Genomic DNA, 16,825 nt, shown 5'->3' on the forward strand with positions numbered 1-16,825 from the left:
ACGAACCGCTACGGCGTCGTTCCCGCCTGAAGCTTGGCCGCCGTCTGGTCGATCTTGTCGGCAAGGACGCCTTGGGCCCAGGCCGTGACCTCGGCATCGACAGGCTTGTTGGCCATGTCCGTCAGCGCCGCGTCGAGCGCTGCCGGGTCGGTACCGACCGCCGCCGCGGTTGCAGCGTCCGCCGCCTGCTTAGCCGCCGCATTGTCGGCGTCGACCACCGCCTGCTGGGCGGTGATGTCAGCCTGCAGCGCCGCCGGTTGCTGTTCGGGTGGCAGGGCGTCGATCTCGGCCTGCGACAGCGACGCCAGCGCGGCCAGCTGCGAATTCAGTGCATCCAGCTGGGCCTGGGCGGCGGCGGCAGTGGCGGCGGCCGCGGCAGCAGCTGCCTGCGCATTTTTGGCTGTCGCCGATTGCGTTACGAATGCCTGAATGGCGGCGAACTTCTTGCTCTTGGAGTTCATATAGGCGTTGATGTTGCGCTGCAGCGAGTTCAGCCGGCCGAGTTTGGCGTGGATGTTCTTCTCCTTCGATACGGACGAGACCGTTGTGGTCGTATCGACCGTGGTATCGGTGGTTGTGTCCGTCTCCGACTTGGCCGCATGTCCCGGCGCCGTCGACGACTTGCCGTGCGAAGCGCCGCTGTTGCCGCCACCATTCCCGTGAGTTCCGCTATTGCCGTTGCCCCCGCCATTGCCGTTGCCGCCGCCGTTGCCATTACCGCCGCCATTGCCGTGCCCATTGCCGGCGAGCGCCGGAGACGCCAGAAGCGCCAATGCGGCCAGCGCCGCGAACAGTGTTTTCCGGTTTGTCATGGTAATCTCCTCGGGAATCGCGTTCTCGCCCACCGCTGAACCATCTCGGTATGAGAAATCGCTAATTATACCCGGTAAACTTTAGACAAACTCGGTCGCAATGCGAGAGCAGGCGCCGCCAAAAACTCGTATCCACTTGAAAAGAAAGGGAAATTACCGCCTTGGCCCTGCCATGGCACTGAAGTCCCATGCCAACCAGACCATGGTCCTGTGCCGTCCGGCACCACGCGAAACCGCAGCAAAAAGGGGCTGAAATGGAAAGGTCGATAGATGAAAGCGGAGGTCTCAGCCGATACTTTCGCCGCCATCGATCACCAGCGCCTGCCCGGTCATGAAGGACGAACGGTCCGACACCAGGAACAGGATCGCCTCGGCGATCTCTTCAGCCACGGCCCAGCGCCCCATCGGGATCTTGGTGCGGACATAGGTTTCGATCGCCTCGCGTCCGCCCATCTGGGCGATGAACGGTTCGTTGAACGGCGTGTCGACCCAGCCCGGGCAGAGCGCGTTGACGCGTACATTGTGCCGGGCATAGTCGAGCGACATCTGCCTGGTCATCGCCACCACGGCATGTTTGGACGTCGCATAGGCGATCATTTCGCGGTCGTAGAACACACCTGAATTCGAAGCCGTGTTGAGGATGACGCCGCCCCCTTGCGCGATCATAGACGGCATGACGATCCTCGCCGCGAGGAACTGCGCCCGCACATTGACCCGCCAGGAGGCGTCCATGCCGTCGGTTTCGACCTCGGTCAGCGTGCCGCCGACTTGGATGCCGGCATGATTGTGCAGGATGTCGATGCGCCCATGCTTTTCCAGCGTGCCGGTAATGAGTTGCTCGACAGCCGCGTCCTCTCCGACATCGGTGGCGATGGCCTCGGCCAGACCGCCCAATGCCCGGATCTCTGAAGCTGTTGCCTCGCCGGCGGCCGCATCCCGGTCGGCGATGACGACCATCGCGCCTTCCCGACCCATGATCATGGCGCCGGCACGTCCGATGCCGGAGCCGGCGCCTGTCACCACGGCGATGCGGTCTTTGAGGATCATGGAGCGGCTTTCAGTTTGATGGCTTGCGCTGGCGCAGCTGCCATTGGGCAAGCACCACGAGCAGGACGGAAGCAACGAGCACGATCGTCGCGATGGCGTTGATCTCCGGCGTCACGCCGCGCCGGATGGAGGCAAAGACATAGATCGGCAGCGTCGTCTGCGCGCCGGCGACGAAGAAGGCAACGATGAAGTCGTCGAAAGAGAAGGTGAAGGCGAGCAGGAAGCCGGCGATCACCGCTGGCATGATCTGCGGCAGGACGATCGAACGAAAGGTCGTCAGCGGCGTGGCGTAGAGGTCGCTGGAAGCCTCGACGAGATTGCGGTCGAGGCTGCCCAGCCGCGTGCCGACGATCACCGTCACCAGCGCCATCGAGAACAGGCCATGCGCGGCGATGATCGAGCCGTAGCCGAGCGACAGGCGCGGCGGCTGGTCGCCGGGCCAGATCGAGGCGAGGAATGGATTGACGACGGCGAACAGCTGGACGAGCGCGACCAGCGTCGAGATGCCGATGACGACGCCCGGAACGACGATCGCCGCACCAAGCAACCCGTCGAAGATGGCACGGGTTCTGATGCCGACACGCGCCAAGCCAAGGGCCGCCGCGGTGCCGAACACCGCCGCCAGCAGGGCGCTGGTGGTGGCGATGAACAGGCTGTTCTTCAGCGCCTCGACCAGGAACGGGTTGGACAGCGCCTTCCCGTACCATTGCACCGAGAAGCCGGTGAACTCGCTGGCATGGTGGCCGGCATTGAAGGAGAACAGCACGACCAGCACGATCGGCAGATAAAGGAACGCGAAGATGGCGATGACGAAGGCGCGCATCAGATCAGGTCCACCCGGCGGGCGCCCGCAACCCGGTTCGAAATGCGGTTGGCGGCAATCAGCACCACCACCGAAACCAGCACCAGCGTGATTGCGATGGCCGAGCCGAACGGCCAGTTGCGCGACTGCAGGAACAGGTCCACCAGCGCATTGCCGATGAAGAATACCTTGCCGCCGCCAAGCAGCGTTGGGATCAAATATTCGCCAAGCAGCAGGATCATGACCAGCGAGAAGCCGGTCATCACGCCCGGCAGCGACAGTTTCAAGGTCACGCCCAGAAAGGTTGACAATGGCGTCGCACCGAGATCGGCGGAGGCTTCCAGCAGCCTTCGGTCGAGCCGCTCGAGGCTGACATAGATCGGCAGGATCATCAGCGGCAGATAGCCGTAGATGATGCCGAGCAGGACGGCGCCCGGCGTGTTGATCAGCCTGACATCCTCGATGCCGACAAAGGCGAGCAGCGCCGGTATGCCGCGTCCGCCCAGAATGTACATCCAGGCATAGGTGCGCATCAGAAGGCTGGTCCAGAACGGAATGACGACCAGCGCGAGCAGGATCAGCCGCCAGCGCTGCGGCGCCTGCAAGGCAAGGTAATAAGCGACCGGATAGGCGACGAGCAGGCAGGCGAGCGCTCCCACCGGCGCCAGCACCATCGTGTTCCAGAACGCGGTCGCCCGCGCCGGAAGATTGGCGTATTGCGCCAGTGTGAAGGCCGCCTGGTAGCCGCCCTCGGGCGCCCGCTCGCCGACGCTGAACACGGCAATGGCGATGAACGGCAGCACCAGGAACACCACCAGCCATACTGTCGCCGGAGCGAGCAGCAAGGCGGTCAGGAAATTACGCCGAAATCTGTTGCCGTGCATTGAAACCGTCCCGGTGCCGGCGGACACGAGCCCGCCGGTCGATTGTCTTTGTCCAGGCCAGTCTCAAGCCGATTTGAAGCGCGCCATCAGTTCAGCGCGGCCGGGGTCGGTCAGCGTCGCCGCCGCGCCGAATTCGAGTGGCGTCAACAGGTCCGCCGCCGGGTAGAGGATCGGATTGTCGAGCACTTCCTTGGGCAGCAGCTTGTTGACGCGCGCGTCGGTGGAAGGTGCGCCATTGGCCAGGTGCTCCTTCACCGCGACCTGCGGGTTCATCAGATAGTTGAGCAAGGCATAGCCGGCGGGCTTGTTCGGCGCGTCCTTCGGGATGGCATAAAAATCGGTCCAGATCTCGCCGCCTTCCTTGCCCAGCACATAGGCGATCTCGGGGATGTCGCGATGCAGCTGCGCGCCGTCATTGGTCCAGCACATGGTCATCCAGGCGTCGCCCGCGCGCATGCCCGGCTGGTAGTCGGACGAGACGGCGAACAGATGCGGCTTGACCTTCAGCAGCAATTCCTCCGCCTTGGCGAGCTCATCCTGCTTCAGCGAATTGAACGAATAGCCGTAATATTTCAGCGCGCTGCCGATGGTCGTGAGCTGGTAGTCATGCACCATGGTGCGGCCATCGCCTTCGGCCATGGCGGTATCCCAGAACTCCTTCCAGCTCGTCATCGGCTTGCTGAGCTTCTTGGTGTTGACGGCAAAGCCTGTCGTGCCCCAGTTCTTCGGCACGGCGTAGATCACCTTGTCGATCGTGCCCTCCGAGGTGAAGCGCGGATCTTCCTGGGTGCCGTCGAAATTCGGCAGCTTCGCCATCTCCAGCGGCTCGATGATGCCGAGCTTCTTGTAGGTCGAGATCGTATAATTGGTCGGCACGAACAGGCTCCAACCCGAGGCGCCGGCCTGCAGCTTGGCCAGCATCTCCTCATTGGAGCCGAACACGTTGACCTCGACCGCGACGCCGGTGTCCTTCTTGAAGTTCTCGAAGGTCTGCGGGTCATGGTAATTCGGCCAGGTGGCGATCGACATGCGGTCGCCAAGGCTCTCGGCGGCAAAGGCCGGCGTCGGCATGATGCCGATCTCGCGCGCCATCACCGCCGTGGCGATACCGAGGCCGGTGAGACCGAGGAAGTCGCGGCGGCCGATCGAGCCGCGCTTCAAACGCATCAGCTGGTCGACGAAATTCTCGGAGCTTATCGGCAGTCCGTCACGATATGATTTCGACATGTTTGTTTACCCTCTGGTTGGTCCCGTTGTTCTTGGTTTCCGAAAACGCCAGCGGCGTTCCGGAGGCATAGCCGATGGCGACGGGTTCACCCGGCTTGAAGAGATTGCCGTTGCCGATCAGATGGTCGGCCTTGGCGAGTAATGTTCCGATGCCCTGGACCTCGATCGCGTATTCCGCCGTCGATCCCAGGAAAATCCGATTGCGGACGACGCCCTTGAGCGGACCGCTCTCAGGAGCGCCAAGGCTGAGTGATTCAGGACGCAGGCTGACCGAGACGACCTCGCCTTGCTGCAGGGTGGTGCGCTTGCGCGCCGCAATGACGGTGCCGTCCGCCAGCGCCACGTCCACCAGCTCGCCCGTATGCCCCGCGACCTTGCCGGCAAGCAGATTGGTCTTGCCGACGAAATCGGCCACGAACAGATCAGCCGGCTCGTCATAGATCTCGCTCGGCTGGCCGAGCTGGACGATGCGGCCGCCATTCATGACGCAGACGAAATCGCTCATCGACAGCGCTTCCTCCTGGTCGTGGGTGACCAGCACGAAGGTGATGCCGATCTCGCGCTGCAGGTTCTGCAGCTCGATCTGCATGTCGGTGCGCAGCTTCTTGTCGAGCGCCGCCAGCGGCTCGTCGAGCAACAGCACCGCCGGCTTGTTGACCAGCGCCCGCGCCAGCGCCACACGCTGCTGTTGGCCGCCGGACAGTTCGTGGATCTTGCGGTCGCCATAGCCGGCGAGCCGCACCATTTCGAGCGCTTCGCCGGCCCGCCGGCCTATCTCGCGCGACGACAGCCGTGGCCTCGCCTGGCGCAGCCCGTAGGAAACATTAGCTTCCACGTCGAGATGCGGAAACAGCGCGTATTGCTGGAACACCATGTTGACCGGCCGCCGGTAGGGCGGCGTGCCGGCCATGTCCTGGCCGCGGATGAACACCTGGCCTTCGCTCGGCTGCTCGAAACCGCCGATCATGCGCAGGCAGGTCGTCTTGCCGCAGCCGGAAGGTCCGAGCAGCGCAACGAAGGCGGAAGGCGGTATGGCAAGATCTATGCCGCTGACGGCGGTCACCGCGCCATAGCGCTTGGTGACGCCGCGAAACTCGATGTCGGGCACTGCGGTCAAGGCTGCGGGCTCCAGGACGATGCGATTTCAAGACGCTAGCAGAGCCAATGGCAGCTAGTATATACCTCGCAGGTGGTATATCTGATCTATTTTCTCGTTTAAGGGGGTATGGGTTGAGCGCTTCCCGCAACGACGAATACAGCCGGCTCGCCACCCTTGTCGCGGCGACGCGGGAGACGAGCGGCGACCTGTTCGGCCAAGCGATGGTCGATTGGCTGCGGCAGCATGTCGGCTTCGACCACTGCGTGATCTTCGGCTATCGCGGCGCCTCACGACCGCCACTGCTGTTCGAGACCTTCACACCGGCCGAAAGCCACGTCTTCGTCGCGCTCTACCAGGAAGGGCCTTACCTGCTCGACCCGTTCCACCACGCGGCGGTCGAGCGCAAGGAAGGCTTCTGGCGCATGCGGGAACTCGCGCCTGATCGTTTCTACGCCAGCGAATATTTTCGCTCCTACTACAGCCAGACCAAACTGGCCGAGGAGGTCGGCTTCTTCGTGCCGCTGCCTGGCAAGGACGCGCTGGTGCTGTCGCTGATGCGGCTCAGCGCTTCCGGCCCGTTCGGCACCGCCGATGCCAGGCTGCTGCGCGACATGGCGCCGGCGGTGATCAGCTTCATCCGATTGCGCTGGCCTGCCCTCCCCGCCGACGAACCGGCCGAGACGAAGCAGGACGCGGAAATAGCCGCGGTCAACGAATTCGACCGCGCCCATATCTGGAAAAGCCTGTCGCTGACGCCGCGCGAAAAGCACGTCGTCGACCTGGTGCTGCAGGGCCATTCGACGGAATCGATCGCCAGGGCGATGCGCATCGTGCCGGGAACCGTGAAGGTCCATCGCCGCAACATCTACCGCAAGCTCAAGATCAAGTCGCAGGCCGGCCTCTTCGCCCGCTTCGTCGAGATCATCGACGCGCGGATAAGGAATTGAAGGGGCGAATGCGTCCGTGCTGACGGACCGCATGCTTCGGCGACGGGCGGAGACATCGATCGCTTCGGCCAATCCCGAATGGCTTTGCCATGCTGACCGAGGTCACGGTTTTGTGTCCGCCAAACATGGCTGCATCGGAAAGTGCCATTGATCGTCTCGGATTTCTACCGTAAACGTTATACTGTAACGGATATGCCACAACGTGACACGCGTGGCGGTGTATTGAGTCCGCCCCCGACTTTCCAAAGGAGACCAAGGATGCGTTCCCTTCCCTTCCTGGCCGCGCTGCTGGTTGCGGCGCCGCTGCTGACCGGCACCATTGCCCGGGCAGAAGACAAGCTGAACATCGTTGCCGCCGAGAATTTCTATGGCGATCTTGCTCGTCAGATCGGCGGCAGCCATGTCGCCGTCACCAGCATCCTGTCCAATCCCGACGACGATCCGCATCTCTTCGAGACCAGCCCGTCGACGGCGCGCACCATCGCCGATGCCAAGGTCATCATCTATAACGGCGCCGACTACGACCCATGGATGGACAAGCTGCTCGCCGCATCGAGCAAGCCGGACCGCACGGCCATCGTCGCCGCCGACCTGATCGGCAAGAAGTCAGGCGACAACCCGCATCTCTGGTACAACCCGACGACGCTGCCGGCGGTCGCCAAGACGCTCGCCGCCGAGCTGTCGAAGCGCGATCCCGCCAACGCGGCGCATTACGAGGCCAATCTCAAGCAATTCCAGGCCTCGCTCGACGGCATCGACAAGGAAATCGCAGCCGTCAAGAAAGCCTATGCCGGCACCGAGGTGACCGCCACCGAGCCTGTGTTCGGCTACATGGCCGAGGCGCTCGGCCTCAAGATGCTGAACTATGATTTCCAGGTCACGGTGATGAACGACGCCGAGCCAAGCGCGACACAGGTCGCGGCATTCGAAAACAGCCTGAAGGATGGTTCGGCCAAGATCCTGTTCTACAATTCGCAGGTGACCGATCCGGCGACGACCCGGCTTCTCGACCTCGCCAAGCAGAACAAGGTCACCGTTATCGGCGTCACCGAAACGGAGCCCGCCGGCAAGACGATCCAGAGCTGGTTCGGCGGCCAGATCGACGCGGTCCAGAAGGCGCTCGCAGCCCGCACACAATGAACGTGACCGAATGAATGCAATTGAGTTCGCCAAGGTCACGCTGACCTATGGGGGACGCCGGGTTTTGTCCGACGTCTCCTTTTCGATTCCGCAAGGCGCCTTTGTCGGCTTGCTCGGCGCCAATGGCGCCGGCAAGACGACGATGCTGCGCGCCATCCTCGGCCTCATCAAGCCGGCCGGCGGCGCCATTTCGGTGCTCGGCAAACCGCCGACGCGCGGCAACGCTGATATCGGCTACATGCCGCAGGCGCGGCGTGCCCTGACCCAGACGGGGATCAGCGGCCTGGATTTCGTCCTCATCGCGGCCGGCGGCCACCGCTGGGGTTGGCCGGTTGCTTCCGCCACCGAGAAGGAAGCCGCCTGGAAAGCGCTCGAAGCCGTCGGAGCGAGCGACCTCGCCCGGCGTCCGCTGGCAGAGCTCTCCGGCGGCGAGCGCCAGCGCATCCTGATCGCCCAGTCGCTGATCGGCGACCCCAAGCTCCTGCTGCTCGACGAGCCGCTGATCAGCCTCGACGCGGCGCACCAGCGGACGATCATCGACCTCGTGCACGAGATCGGCGAGCGGCTCGGCATCGCGGTGCTGTTCTGCTCGCACGAGATCAACCCGCTCCTGCGCGCCGTCGATCGCGTGCTCTACCTCGGCAACGGCAAGGCCGCGATCGGAAGTGTCGACGAGGTCATCAGCGGGCCGGTGCTGTCGGAACTCTACAGCACGTCGATCAATGTCGTGCGGGTCGCCGGGCGCATCTTCGTGATGGCTGACGATGTGGAACTGGAAGGCGAGGCGCATGTCCACGATCTTTGACTATGAATTCATGCGCAACGCCTTCTATGCCTGCACGGTGGTCGGCATCGTCGCCGGCGCGGTCGGCTATTTCCTGGTGCTCAGGGGCCAGACCTTCGCCGGCCATGCGCTCGCTCATGTCGGCTTCCCCGGCGCCACCGGCGCCGGCCTCATCGGGCTGTCGCCGTTCTTCGGCCTGACCGTGTTCACCGTCGTCGCCGGCATCGGTATCGGCTTGCTTGGCGAGCGCGCGCATCGCGACGTCGCCATCGGCATCGTGCTGACGCTGTCGCTCGGCCTCGGCCTTCTGTTCCTGCATTTCTACACCGCCTTCGCCTCGCAGGCGACCAACGTGCTGTTCGGCAATGTTCTGGGCATCAGCCTGCGCACCGTCATCGTGCTCGCGGCGCTGGCGGTAGCGATCCTGGTCGCTTTGGTGCTGATCGCCCGGCCGCTGCTGTTCGCCAGCCTGCAGCCGGAACTCGCCGAGGCAAGGGGCGTGCCCCTCAACCTCGTCTCGACCCTTTTCATGGTGCTCGTCGCCTTCGCCACTTCGGAAGCTGTACAAATCGTCGGCGTGCTGCTTGTCTTCGCGTTGATGGTGGCTCCCGCCGCGACCGCGCTTCGACTGACGCAAGGGGTACTCGCCGGCATAACGATCTCGATGGCATTGGCCGTCACCATCGCCTGGATCAGCCTGTCGCTTGCCTACCTGACCGACTGGCCGACGAGTTTCTGGATCACCGCGCTGGGTACATCAGCCTATCTGGTCAGCGGCATCGCGCAACGCACGATGGCCCGACGCCCGGTCGCCGATGACAGATCCTGAACTCACCCGGAACCAGAAGCTGGTGCTGGCGGCCATTTCACGCGCCGGCAGGCCGGTCAGCGCCTACGACATTCTGAGCGATATCAGGCCGCATGGCATCAAATCACCGGTACAGGTCTACCGGGCGGTCAAGAAGCTCATCGAGAATGGCGCGGTTCACAAGGTCGAAAGCCTCAATGCTTTCGTGCCCTGCGCCGGTCGGCATGCCCATGGTCCGAGAACCACGATCCTGGCGGTCTGTGAACAATGCGGCCGGGTCACCGAATTCAGCGACGACATCACCGACCGCCGGCTCGCCGAATGGGCCGCGCGCGAACGCTTTGACATCGAGGCGACGAGCATAGAGGTCAACGGCCGCTGCGCCGACTGCATGCTCGAACGGGATCGGGGATAGCTCGGTCAGCCCGTCGCGTCGGTATCCCACGAGCCCGTCTCGGCCATGCGCCGAAGCAGCGGGGCCGGCTTGAAGACATCCTTGCCGGTCTGCCGATACCAATGCTCGAGCCGCTCGACGATCCTGGCCCCGCCTTCGAGGCCGGCCCAGAACATCGGACCACCCTTGCCGACGGGAAAACCGTAGCCATTGACCCAGACGACATCGATGTCGGAGGCACGGGCCGCGATCCCTTCCTCCAGGATCTTCGCCCCCTCGTTGATCAGGGGATAGAGTGTGCGTTCGATGATCTCGTCGGCGCCTATCGTGCGCGGCGCGATGCCCCTCTCGGCGGCCTTGTCGCGGATCAGCGCCTCGACCTCGGGATCGGGTACCGGCGTGCGCGAACCGTTCTCGTAGAGATAGAAGCCACGGCTGGTCTTCTGGCCGAAACGGCCCTGTTCGCACAGCGTGTCGGCGATGACGGCCGTCAAGCCGCGCGCCTTGCGGTTGCGCCAGCCGATGTCGAGGCCGGCCAGGTCGCCCATCTGGAACGGCCCCATCGGCCAGCCGAAATCGGTGAACGCCTTGTCGATCTGGCTGGGTGTCGCGCCTTCCAGCAGCAACGCTTCCGATTCAGAGCCGCGCGCGGCCAGCATGCGGTTGCCGACGAAGCCGTGGCAGACGCCGACGACGACAGCCACCTTGCCGATCCGCCGGGCGAGGTCGACCACGGTCGCCAGCGCATCGGGCGCCGTCTTCTCGGCGCGCACGATCTCCAGCAGCTTCATGACGTTGGCCGGCGAGAAGAAATGCAGGCCGAGCACATCTTGCGGCCGCGAGGTCGAGGCGGCGATCTCGTCGACGTCGAGATAGGATGTGTTGGTGGCAAGGATAGCGCCTGGTTTCGCCACTGCGTCGAGCTTGCCGAAGATTTCTTTCTTGACCGCCATGTCCTCGAACGCCGCCTCGACGATCAGCTCGCAATCGGCGAGGTCGGCGTGGTCGATCGAGCCTTTGAATTGGCCGAGCCGCTGCCGCTTGACGTCTTCGCTCAAGGAGCCGCGTGTGACCGAGACGGTGTAATTCTTCTCGATCGTGGCCAGCCCCCGCTGCAACGCTTCCTGGCTGGTTTCAAGCAAGGTGACGGGAAAGCCGCCATTGACGAAAGCCATGGCGATGCCACCGCCCATCGTGCCGGCGCCGATGACGCCGACGCGGGCGATCCTGCGCTTGATGATATCCTTGCCGGGAAGTTTTGTCGCCTCGCGTTCGGCGAAGAACAGGTGCCGCTGCGCGCGCGACTGGTCGCTGGCGACGAGTTTGACGAACAGCGCCCGCTCGGCCGCCAGCGCCTCGTCGAAGGGCAGCGTGACGGCATTGCGCACCGCCTGGGCACAGGCGATCGGCGCGTCGAGGCCGCGCGCCTTCCTGACCAAATCCGTCGCCTCGGCATCGAAGGCCGCCAGGTCGGCTTCCCTAAGTCCCTCATCGCGATCGCGCACCGGCGTGAAGGGACCACCCTTGCGGGCCATTTCGCGGGCGAAATTCACCGCGTGGGTGGTCAGATCGCCTTCGAAAACGGCATCCACCAGGCCGGCGCCGTGTGCCTCATCGGCACCGATCGGTGCGCCTGAAACGATCATCTTCAGGGCCTTGGCTGCGCCCACCAGGCGCGGCAGCCGCACAGTGCCGCCGCCACCGGGCAGGATACCGAGCTTCACTTCGGGAAGGCCGAGTCTGGCGCCGGCATCGGCAACGCGGAAATGGCAGCCGAGCGCCAGTTCCAGCCCGCCGCCGAACGCGGTGCCGTGGATGGCGGCGACGGTCGGCTTGGCGATGGCTTCGAGCACCGCCACGATGGCGCGCAATTCCGGCTGCTGTACCGGCTTGCCGAACTCGGTGATGTCGGCGCCGGCAACGAAGGTCCGCCCGGCGCAAGCAATGACGATTGCCGCGACCGATGTGTCATCGCGCAGAGCGACCAGCGCCTGCATCAGCGGCTCGCGGACGTGAAAACTCAGCGCGTTGACCGGAGGATTGTCGATGATGACGATGGCGACGCCACCTTCGTTCGCGACACTGACAGAACTGGACAAGCGGAGCCTCCCGAGACCGACTGACATCGCGGACCGGTTTACTAGGCCACGTTACAAATGGGAACCGGCTGGTCCAATTGTTGGCCCGACAGGCAGCGGGCGCGTCGTAGACGTTGCGGTCAGCGCACCGCCTTCTCACCACCGGCCGCCGTGATCACCCCTACGATGATCAGCCCCGTCAGCAAGAGCCGCACGCCGGCGCTGACGCCGAATGTGTTGAGCATGGTCAAAAGCAGCACCAGGAACAGCGCCGCACCCCAGACGCCGGGCACATTGGCCTTGCCGCCGGCCACCGACGTGCCGCCGATGACGACGACGGCGATCGAAGCGAGCAGGTATTCGTTGCCGATATCGACATTGGCGCCGCGGAAATAGCCTGCGAGCAGCGCGCCGTCGATGCCACCCAGCGTCCCCGACAGCGTGTAGGTGAGGAAGCGGATGCGCCCGACCTTGACGCCGGCGAGCCAGGCGGCGCGGATGTTCTGGCCGATCGCCAGCACCGAGCGGCCATAGATCATGCGCTGCAGGGCGATGGCCGCGCCGATGGTGAACAGCACGGTGAGGATCGCCAGCACGGGAATGCCCAGCACCTGCCAGTTGGTGAAATCGGCGAAGCCCGGCGGCGGCTTGATCTGCAGCCCGCGCCCATAACTGATATCGACCGACTGGATGATGAAGCTCGCCGACAGCGTCGCGATGATCGGCGGAATGCGCAGCGCCCAGATCAGCAGATAGTTGATGGCGCCGATCGCGGCACCGCAGGCGAGCGCCGCCAGCAATCCGACCACGATCATGGCATCGCTGCCGCCCATCACCTTCATCGCAACCGCGCTTGCCAGGCCGATATTGGCTGGCAACGACAGGTCGACATTACCGGGTCCGAGCGTGATGACGAACATCTGGCCGACGCCGACGATGACGGTGAACACGGCAAGCGACAATGCGGCCGTGACCATGCCGCCGCCGCCATAGCCGCCGGTGAAGGCGATCGTCGCCAGCCACACCAGCAGCGCGCCGACAAACGACCAGATCCAGGGTTTTGTGAGCAGCGTTTTCAGCGAAGCCATCGCTCACCTTTCCCTGCGGCTGATCAGCACCCGCGCCGCCAGCACGATGATCAGGATGGCGCCGTTGGCCGCCACCTGCCAGTCGGGCGGAATGTGCATGAAGGTGAGTAGCGGCGAGGCGGCCAGCGCCAGCGTCAGCGCGCCAATGACAGCGCCGATCGGCGAGACCCGGCCGCCGACGAACTCGCCGCCACCGAGGATGACGCCGGCGATGGCCAGCAGCGTGTAACCATTGCCGATATTGGCATCCGCGGAGGTGGTGATGCCGATCAGCGCCATGCCCGACAGCACGCCGAAGAGGCCGGCAAGCGCAAACAGCACGATCTTGGTCTTGAGCAGCGACCAGCCGGCCCGCCGCAGCGCCGCCGGATTGCCGCCGGAGCCGCGCAGGATCACGCCGTACGAGGTGCGCATCAGGCCGAAATGCACGACCGCCGCAATCAGCAGCGCGGCGATGATCGGGAACGGAATGAAGGGCGGCTTGAAGGACATGATCGCCAGCAGCCAGTCGGGCGCCTTGCCGCCGGGTTTGGGCAGGACGAGGATGGCCAGCCCCTGCCAGACGAAACTCATGCCGAGCGTCACCACGATGGAAGGCAGGTTGCGCAGATGGATCAGCGCGCCGAGCAGCGCATAGATGCCGATCGACCCGAGCAGTATCGCGACGCCGATAAGCGGTGCGTCCTTCAGCCATGTCGCGGTGACGCAGCCGACAAAGCCGACAAAGGTGCCGATCGAGAGGTCGAGCTCGTTGCCGGCGATGACGAACATCTGCGCGATTGTCGCCAGCGCGATCGGAATCGCCAGGTTCAGCATCAGGCTGAAGCCGAAATAGCTGATGGCGCGCGGGTTGAGCCAGGCGATTGCCGCCAACACCAGCGCCAGCGAAAGCGCCGGCAGCAGGCCGCGCAACAGCCGGGCCCGCGCCGCCGCGTTGCGTGCCGCCGATCCCTTGAAGCCATTGTCGATCGGCGTCGCCGTCATCTCAGGCCGCATCGCCGAAGGAGGACTGGATGATCTTCTCTTCCGTCAGCTCGTCGCGCGTCAGGTTGGCGACGATGCGGCCGTTCTTGAAGACATAGATGTGGTCGCAATTGTCGAGCTCTTCGGTTTCGGTCGTGTACCAGAGGAAGGTGCGGCCGCGGCCCGCCTCCTCGCGCACGAGGTCGTAGACCTCCAGCTTGGTGCCGATGTCGACGCCGCGCATCGGATCGTCCATCAGCACGATTTCGGCATCGGAGCCCAGCGCACGGGCAAACAGGGCCTTCTGCTGGTTGCCGCCCGATAGCGAGAAGATGTTGTTGTTCATGTCGGGCGTGCGGATGCCGATCTTCTTCTTCCAGGCATCGGCGAGCTCCGCCTCGCGGCGCGGCGAGATCAGCAACCCGTTACGCAGACGCGCCAGCGAACGGATGCCGATATTCTGTGCAATCGACCATTGCGGGAAAATACCGTCCGACTGGCGGTCCCCCGCCACCAGCGCCACCGGCGCCGTGACCTCGATGCCGGCCTTGGCGCGTGCGGCGGCGTCGAAGATCCGCAGCAGCAAGTCGGTCTGTCCGTGGCCGGCCAGCCCGGCAAGGCCGATGATCTCGCCCCCGCAGGCGACAAGGTCCTTGCCGTCGGTCTGCCCGGCGGGCCGCGCCCGGACGCGCAGCGGTCTGGCGCCTGGCTTGGCGGCAGCGGCCTGTGCGGCGGTCTTCTCGCGCGCCGCCGCCCCACCCATCACCGTCACCAGCCGGTCGCGATCGAAGGCACCAGCCGCGTCCGACGCCACCATCTTGCCGTCGCGCATCACCACGATCCGGTCAGCGTTCCGCAACACTTCACCCAGCACGTGTGAGATCAGGATGCAGCTTTTCCCGCCGGCGACGAAGCGGCGCACGAAGGCCAGCAGCTGGCCGGCCGTGTGCGCGTCGAGCGACGAAGTCGGCTCGTCGAGGATGACCAGGTCGAGCCGGTCCTGCGTCACGGTAAAGGCGCGCGCCACCTCGACCATCTGCCGCCGGCCGATCGACAGATCGCCGACAATGTCCCAGGCCGAGATGCCATGGTCCGGGAAGATCTCATCGAGCTTGGCGGCGATCAGCTCGGCGGCCTTGCGCCGCCAGCCGAAGCCGGAGAGCGACGCATGGTTGATGCGCGTGTTCTCGGCGACGCTGAGATTGGGACACAGCGACAGTTCCTGGAACACGCAGCGTATGCCGAGCTGCTGTGCCCGCGATACGGAATAATTGTCCTCGATGCCGCCATGCACGCCGATCGTCCCGCTGTCGGGCTTCGAGGTGCCGGCCACCATGTGCATCAGCGTCGACTTGCCGGCGCCGTTATGGCCAACGAGGCCGACGCATTCGCCGGGTCCGACATGGAAATCCACCCCGCCCAGCGCGCGAACGGCGCCGAAATGTTTTTCGGCACCGTTCAGTCTTACGATGTCAATATTGGCGGCGCCGAAATGTTTTTCGGCGCCGCCAAGTCTGATGTCCGTGTTGCCTGCGGCCATGCTCAACGATATCCGCTCAGTGATGCCCGGGCAACGCGTGTGCGACGTTCACTTGATGTTGGCTTTGATCGCCGCGATGGCATCTTCCTGCGTGTATTCGTGGGTGGCGACACCACCCTCCTTGATCTTCGGCAGGGCCGCCTCGAAATCGTCCTGGGTGAAGGCGAGATACGGCACCAGCAGGTCGTGCGGGATGTCCTTGCGGCCATCGAGCACCTGCTGCGCCACCCAGAAGGCGAGCGTCGACACGCCGGGCGCGATCGAGGCCGACCAGGTCTGGTAGCCGTCCTTCTCCTTCTGTTCCTTCCACCACTTCAATTCGTCCTGCCGGTTGCCCATAATGATGGTCGGCCGCGGCTTGTTGGCGGCGGCGAAGGCTTGCGCGGCGCCATAGCCGTCGCCGCCCTGGTCGACGACGCCGACGACGTCGGGCAGCGACGGCAGGATGGTCGCGACCGCTTTCTGCGCTGTGGTCTGGTCCCAGTCGCCGGTGACCGAGCCGACGATCTTGAACTCGGGATGCGCGGCCACACCCTCGAGGATGCCGGCATGGATGGCGTCGTCGATCGAGGTTCCGGCCAGGCCCCGGATTTCAAGCAGATTGCCGCCCTTGGGCTGGAACTTGGCCATATGCTCGACTTCCTGCTTGCCCATGTCCTTGAAGTCGACGACCACGCGGTAGGCGCAAGGCTCGGTCACCGTGCCGTCGAAGGAAACGACGGTGATGCCGGCGTCGCAGGCCTGCTTGATGGCGCCGTTGAGCGCATCCGGCGAGGCGGCGTTGATGACGATGGCGTCATAGCCCTGCAGGATCAGGTTTTGTACCTGCGCTGCCTGCGTCGGCACCTCCTTGTCGGCGGTGGTGAAGACATCGGCCGCGGCGACGATCTTGTCGTCGACCGCCTTCTTGGTGACGATGGCGTAGCTGTCGAGCATCGCCTGCCGCCACGAATTGCCGGCGTAATTGTTCGAGAATGCGATTTTCTTGCCGCTGGTGTCGGCGAGTGCCGTGCCGGCTGCGAGCACTGCTGCGAAGGTGCCCAGAACGAACAGTTTCTTCATGTCATACTCCTCCCGAGTGTTGCTGGTCTGCTACTGATGAGCGTCGCGATTGCGTACCTGTTTTTTATCTATTATCAGACAAAAGTGCAGCAGGGCCGGCGGGCTGTCAACTGCAATCCGCGAAAGGCCGGCGATCAACTTGCGGTGCAA

General features: G+C 64.4%; 16 protein-coding genes. 5 read left to right on the forward strand and 11 right to left on the reverse strand.

The features are described from left to right. Positions 1-8: 8 nt before the first annotated feature. The 6 genes from FJW08_RS14540 to FJW08_RS14565 all read right to left on the reverse strand — a co-directional run bounded on the left by FJW08_RS14540 (position 9) and on the right by FJW08_RS14565 (position 5,889). Positions 9-812: a hypothetical protein gene (locus FJW08_RS14540; protein ID WP_140811144.1), complete on the reverse strand. Its 804-nt coding sequence runs from the start codon at positions 810-812 to the stop codon at positions 9-11. 285 nt (positions 813-1,097) lie between these two features. Next, positions 1,098-1,859 carry a glucose 1-dehydrogenase gene (locus tag FJW08_RS14545; RefSeq protein WP_140811145.1) on the reverse strand — a complete coding sequence of 254 codons (762 nt, stop codon included), beginning with the start codon at positions 1,857-1,859 and terminating at the stop codon, positions 1,098-1,100. A gap of 10 nt (positions 1,860-1,869) precedes the next feature. Further along, positions 1,870-2,682, reverse strand: a complete 813-nt coding sequence (locus FJW08_RS14550) for an ABC transporter permease (protein WP_140811146.1) — start codon at positions 2,680-2,682, stop codon at positions 1,870-1,872. Further along, positions 2,682-3,545 carry an ABC transporter permease gene (locus FJW08_RS14555; protein ID WP_140811147.1) on the reverse strand — a complete coding sequence of 288 codons (864 nt, stop codon included), beginning with the start codon at positions 3,543-3,545 and terminating at the stop codon, positions 2,682-2,684. Before FJW08_RS14555 ends, FJW08_RS14550 begins: the two co-directional genes overlap by 1 nt. Before the next feature lie 63 nt (positions 3,546-3,608). Then, on the reverse strand, positions 3,609-4,772 hold the full coding sequence (locus tag FJW08_RS14560; protein ID WP_140811148.1) for a spermidine/putrescine ABC transporter substrate-binding protein: 1,164 nt from the start codon (positions 4,770-4,772) through the stop codon (positions 3,609-3,611). Continuing rightward, entirely contained in the window at positions 4,753-5,889 is a 1,137-nt protein-coding gene (locus tag FJW08_RS14565) for an ABC transporter ATP-binding protein (protein ID WP_140811149.1), read from the reverse strand. Before FJW08_RS14565 ends, FJW08_RS14560 begins: the two co-directional genes overlap by 20 nt. 113 nt (positions 5,890-6,002) lie before the next feature. On the opposite strand from FJW08_RS14565, the gene FJW08_RS14570 reads away from it, so the two are divergent. From FJW08_RS14570 to FJW08_RS14590, 5 genes are all read left to right on the forward strand, one after another. Continuing rightward, positions 6,003-6,818, forward strand: coding sequence for a LuxR C-terminal-related transcriptional regulator (locus FJW08_RS14570; RefSeq protein ID WP_140811151.1), 816 nt, complete (start codon positions 6,003-6,005; stop codon positions 6,816-6,818). Positions 6,819-7,076: 258 nt separating this feature from the next. Continuing rightward, positions 7,077-7,958 carry a zinc ABC transporter substrate-binding protein gene (locus FJW08_RS14575; protein ID WP_140761542.1) on the forward strand — a complete coding sequence of 294 codons (882 nt, stop codon included), beginning with the start codon at positions 7,077-7,079 and terminating at the stop codon, positions 7,956-7,958. Positions 7,959-7,968: 10 nt separating this feature from the next. Next, positions 7,969-8,763, forward strand: coding sequence for an ABC transporter ATP-binding protein (locus FJW08_RS14580; RefSeq protein WP_140811152.1), 795 nt, complete (start codon positions 7,969-7,971; stop codon positions 8,761-8,763). After that, a complete protein-coding gene (locus FJW08_RS14585) occupies positions 8,747-9,571 on the forward strand; it encodes a metal ABC transporter permease (RefSeq protein WP_210241192.1) in 825 nt (274 codons plus the stop codon). Before FJW08_RS14580 ends, FJW08_RS14585 begins: the two co-directional genes overlap by 17 nt. Next, the gene (locus FJW08_RS14590) at positions 9,558-9,965 is read left to right on the forward strand and encodes a Fur family transcriptional regulator (protein WP_140811153.1); all 408 of its coding nucleotides are present in this window, start codon (positions 9,558-9,560) and stop codon (positions 9,963-9,965) included. The genes FJW08_RS14585 and FJW08_RS14590 overlap by 14 nt, the downstream gene beginning before the upstream one ends. Before the next feature lie 5 nt (positions 9,966-9,970). Here FJW08_RS14590 and FJW08_RS14595 read toward each other — a convergent pair whose 3' ends face one another. From FJW08_RS14595 to FJW08_RS14615, 5 genes are all read right to left on the reverse strand, one after another. Beyond that, positions 9,971-12,043, reverse strand: a complete 2,073-nt coding sequence (locus tag FJW08_RS14595) for a 3-hydroxyacyl-CoA dehydrogenase NAD-binding domain-containing protein (RefSeq protein WP_140811154.1) — start codon at positions 12,041-12,043, stop codon at positions 9,971-9,973. Between the two features lie 119 nt (positions 12,044-12,162). Continuing rightward, entirely contained in the window at positions 12,163-13,110 is a 948-nt protein-coding gene (locus FJW08_RS14600) for an ABC transporter permease (protein WP_140811155.1), read from the reverse strand. A gap of 3 nt (positions 13,111-13,113) precedes the next feature. Then, positions 13,114-14,094 carry an ABC transporter permease gene (locus FJW08_RS14605; protein WP_181178714.1) on the reverse strand — a complete coding sequence of 327 codons (981 nt, stop codon included), beginning with the start codon at positions 14,092-14,094 and terminating at the stop codon, positions 13,114-13,116. Between the two features lies 1 nt (position 14,095). Further along, entirely contained in the window at positions 14,096-15,613 is a 1,518-nt protein-coding gene (locus FJW08_RS14610) for a sugar ABC transporter ATP-binding protein (RefSeq protein WP_246682350.1), read from the reverse strand. Positions 15,614-15,661: 48 nt separating this feature from the next. Beyond that, positions 15,662-16,675, reverse strand: coding sequence for an ABC transporter substrate-binding protein (locus FJW08_RS14615; RefSeq protein WP_140811156.1), 1,014 nt, complete (start codon positions 16,673-16,675; stop codon positions 15,662-15,664). Positions 16,676-16,825 lie beyond the last annotated feature (150 nt).

Source organism: Mesorhizobium sp. B3-2-1 (genome assembly GCF_006439515.1).
In the GTDB taxonomy this organism is placed as follows: domain Bacteria; phylum Pseudomonadota; class Alphaproteobacteria; order Rhizobiales; family Rhizobiaceae; genus Mesorhizobium.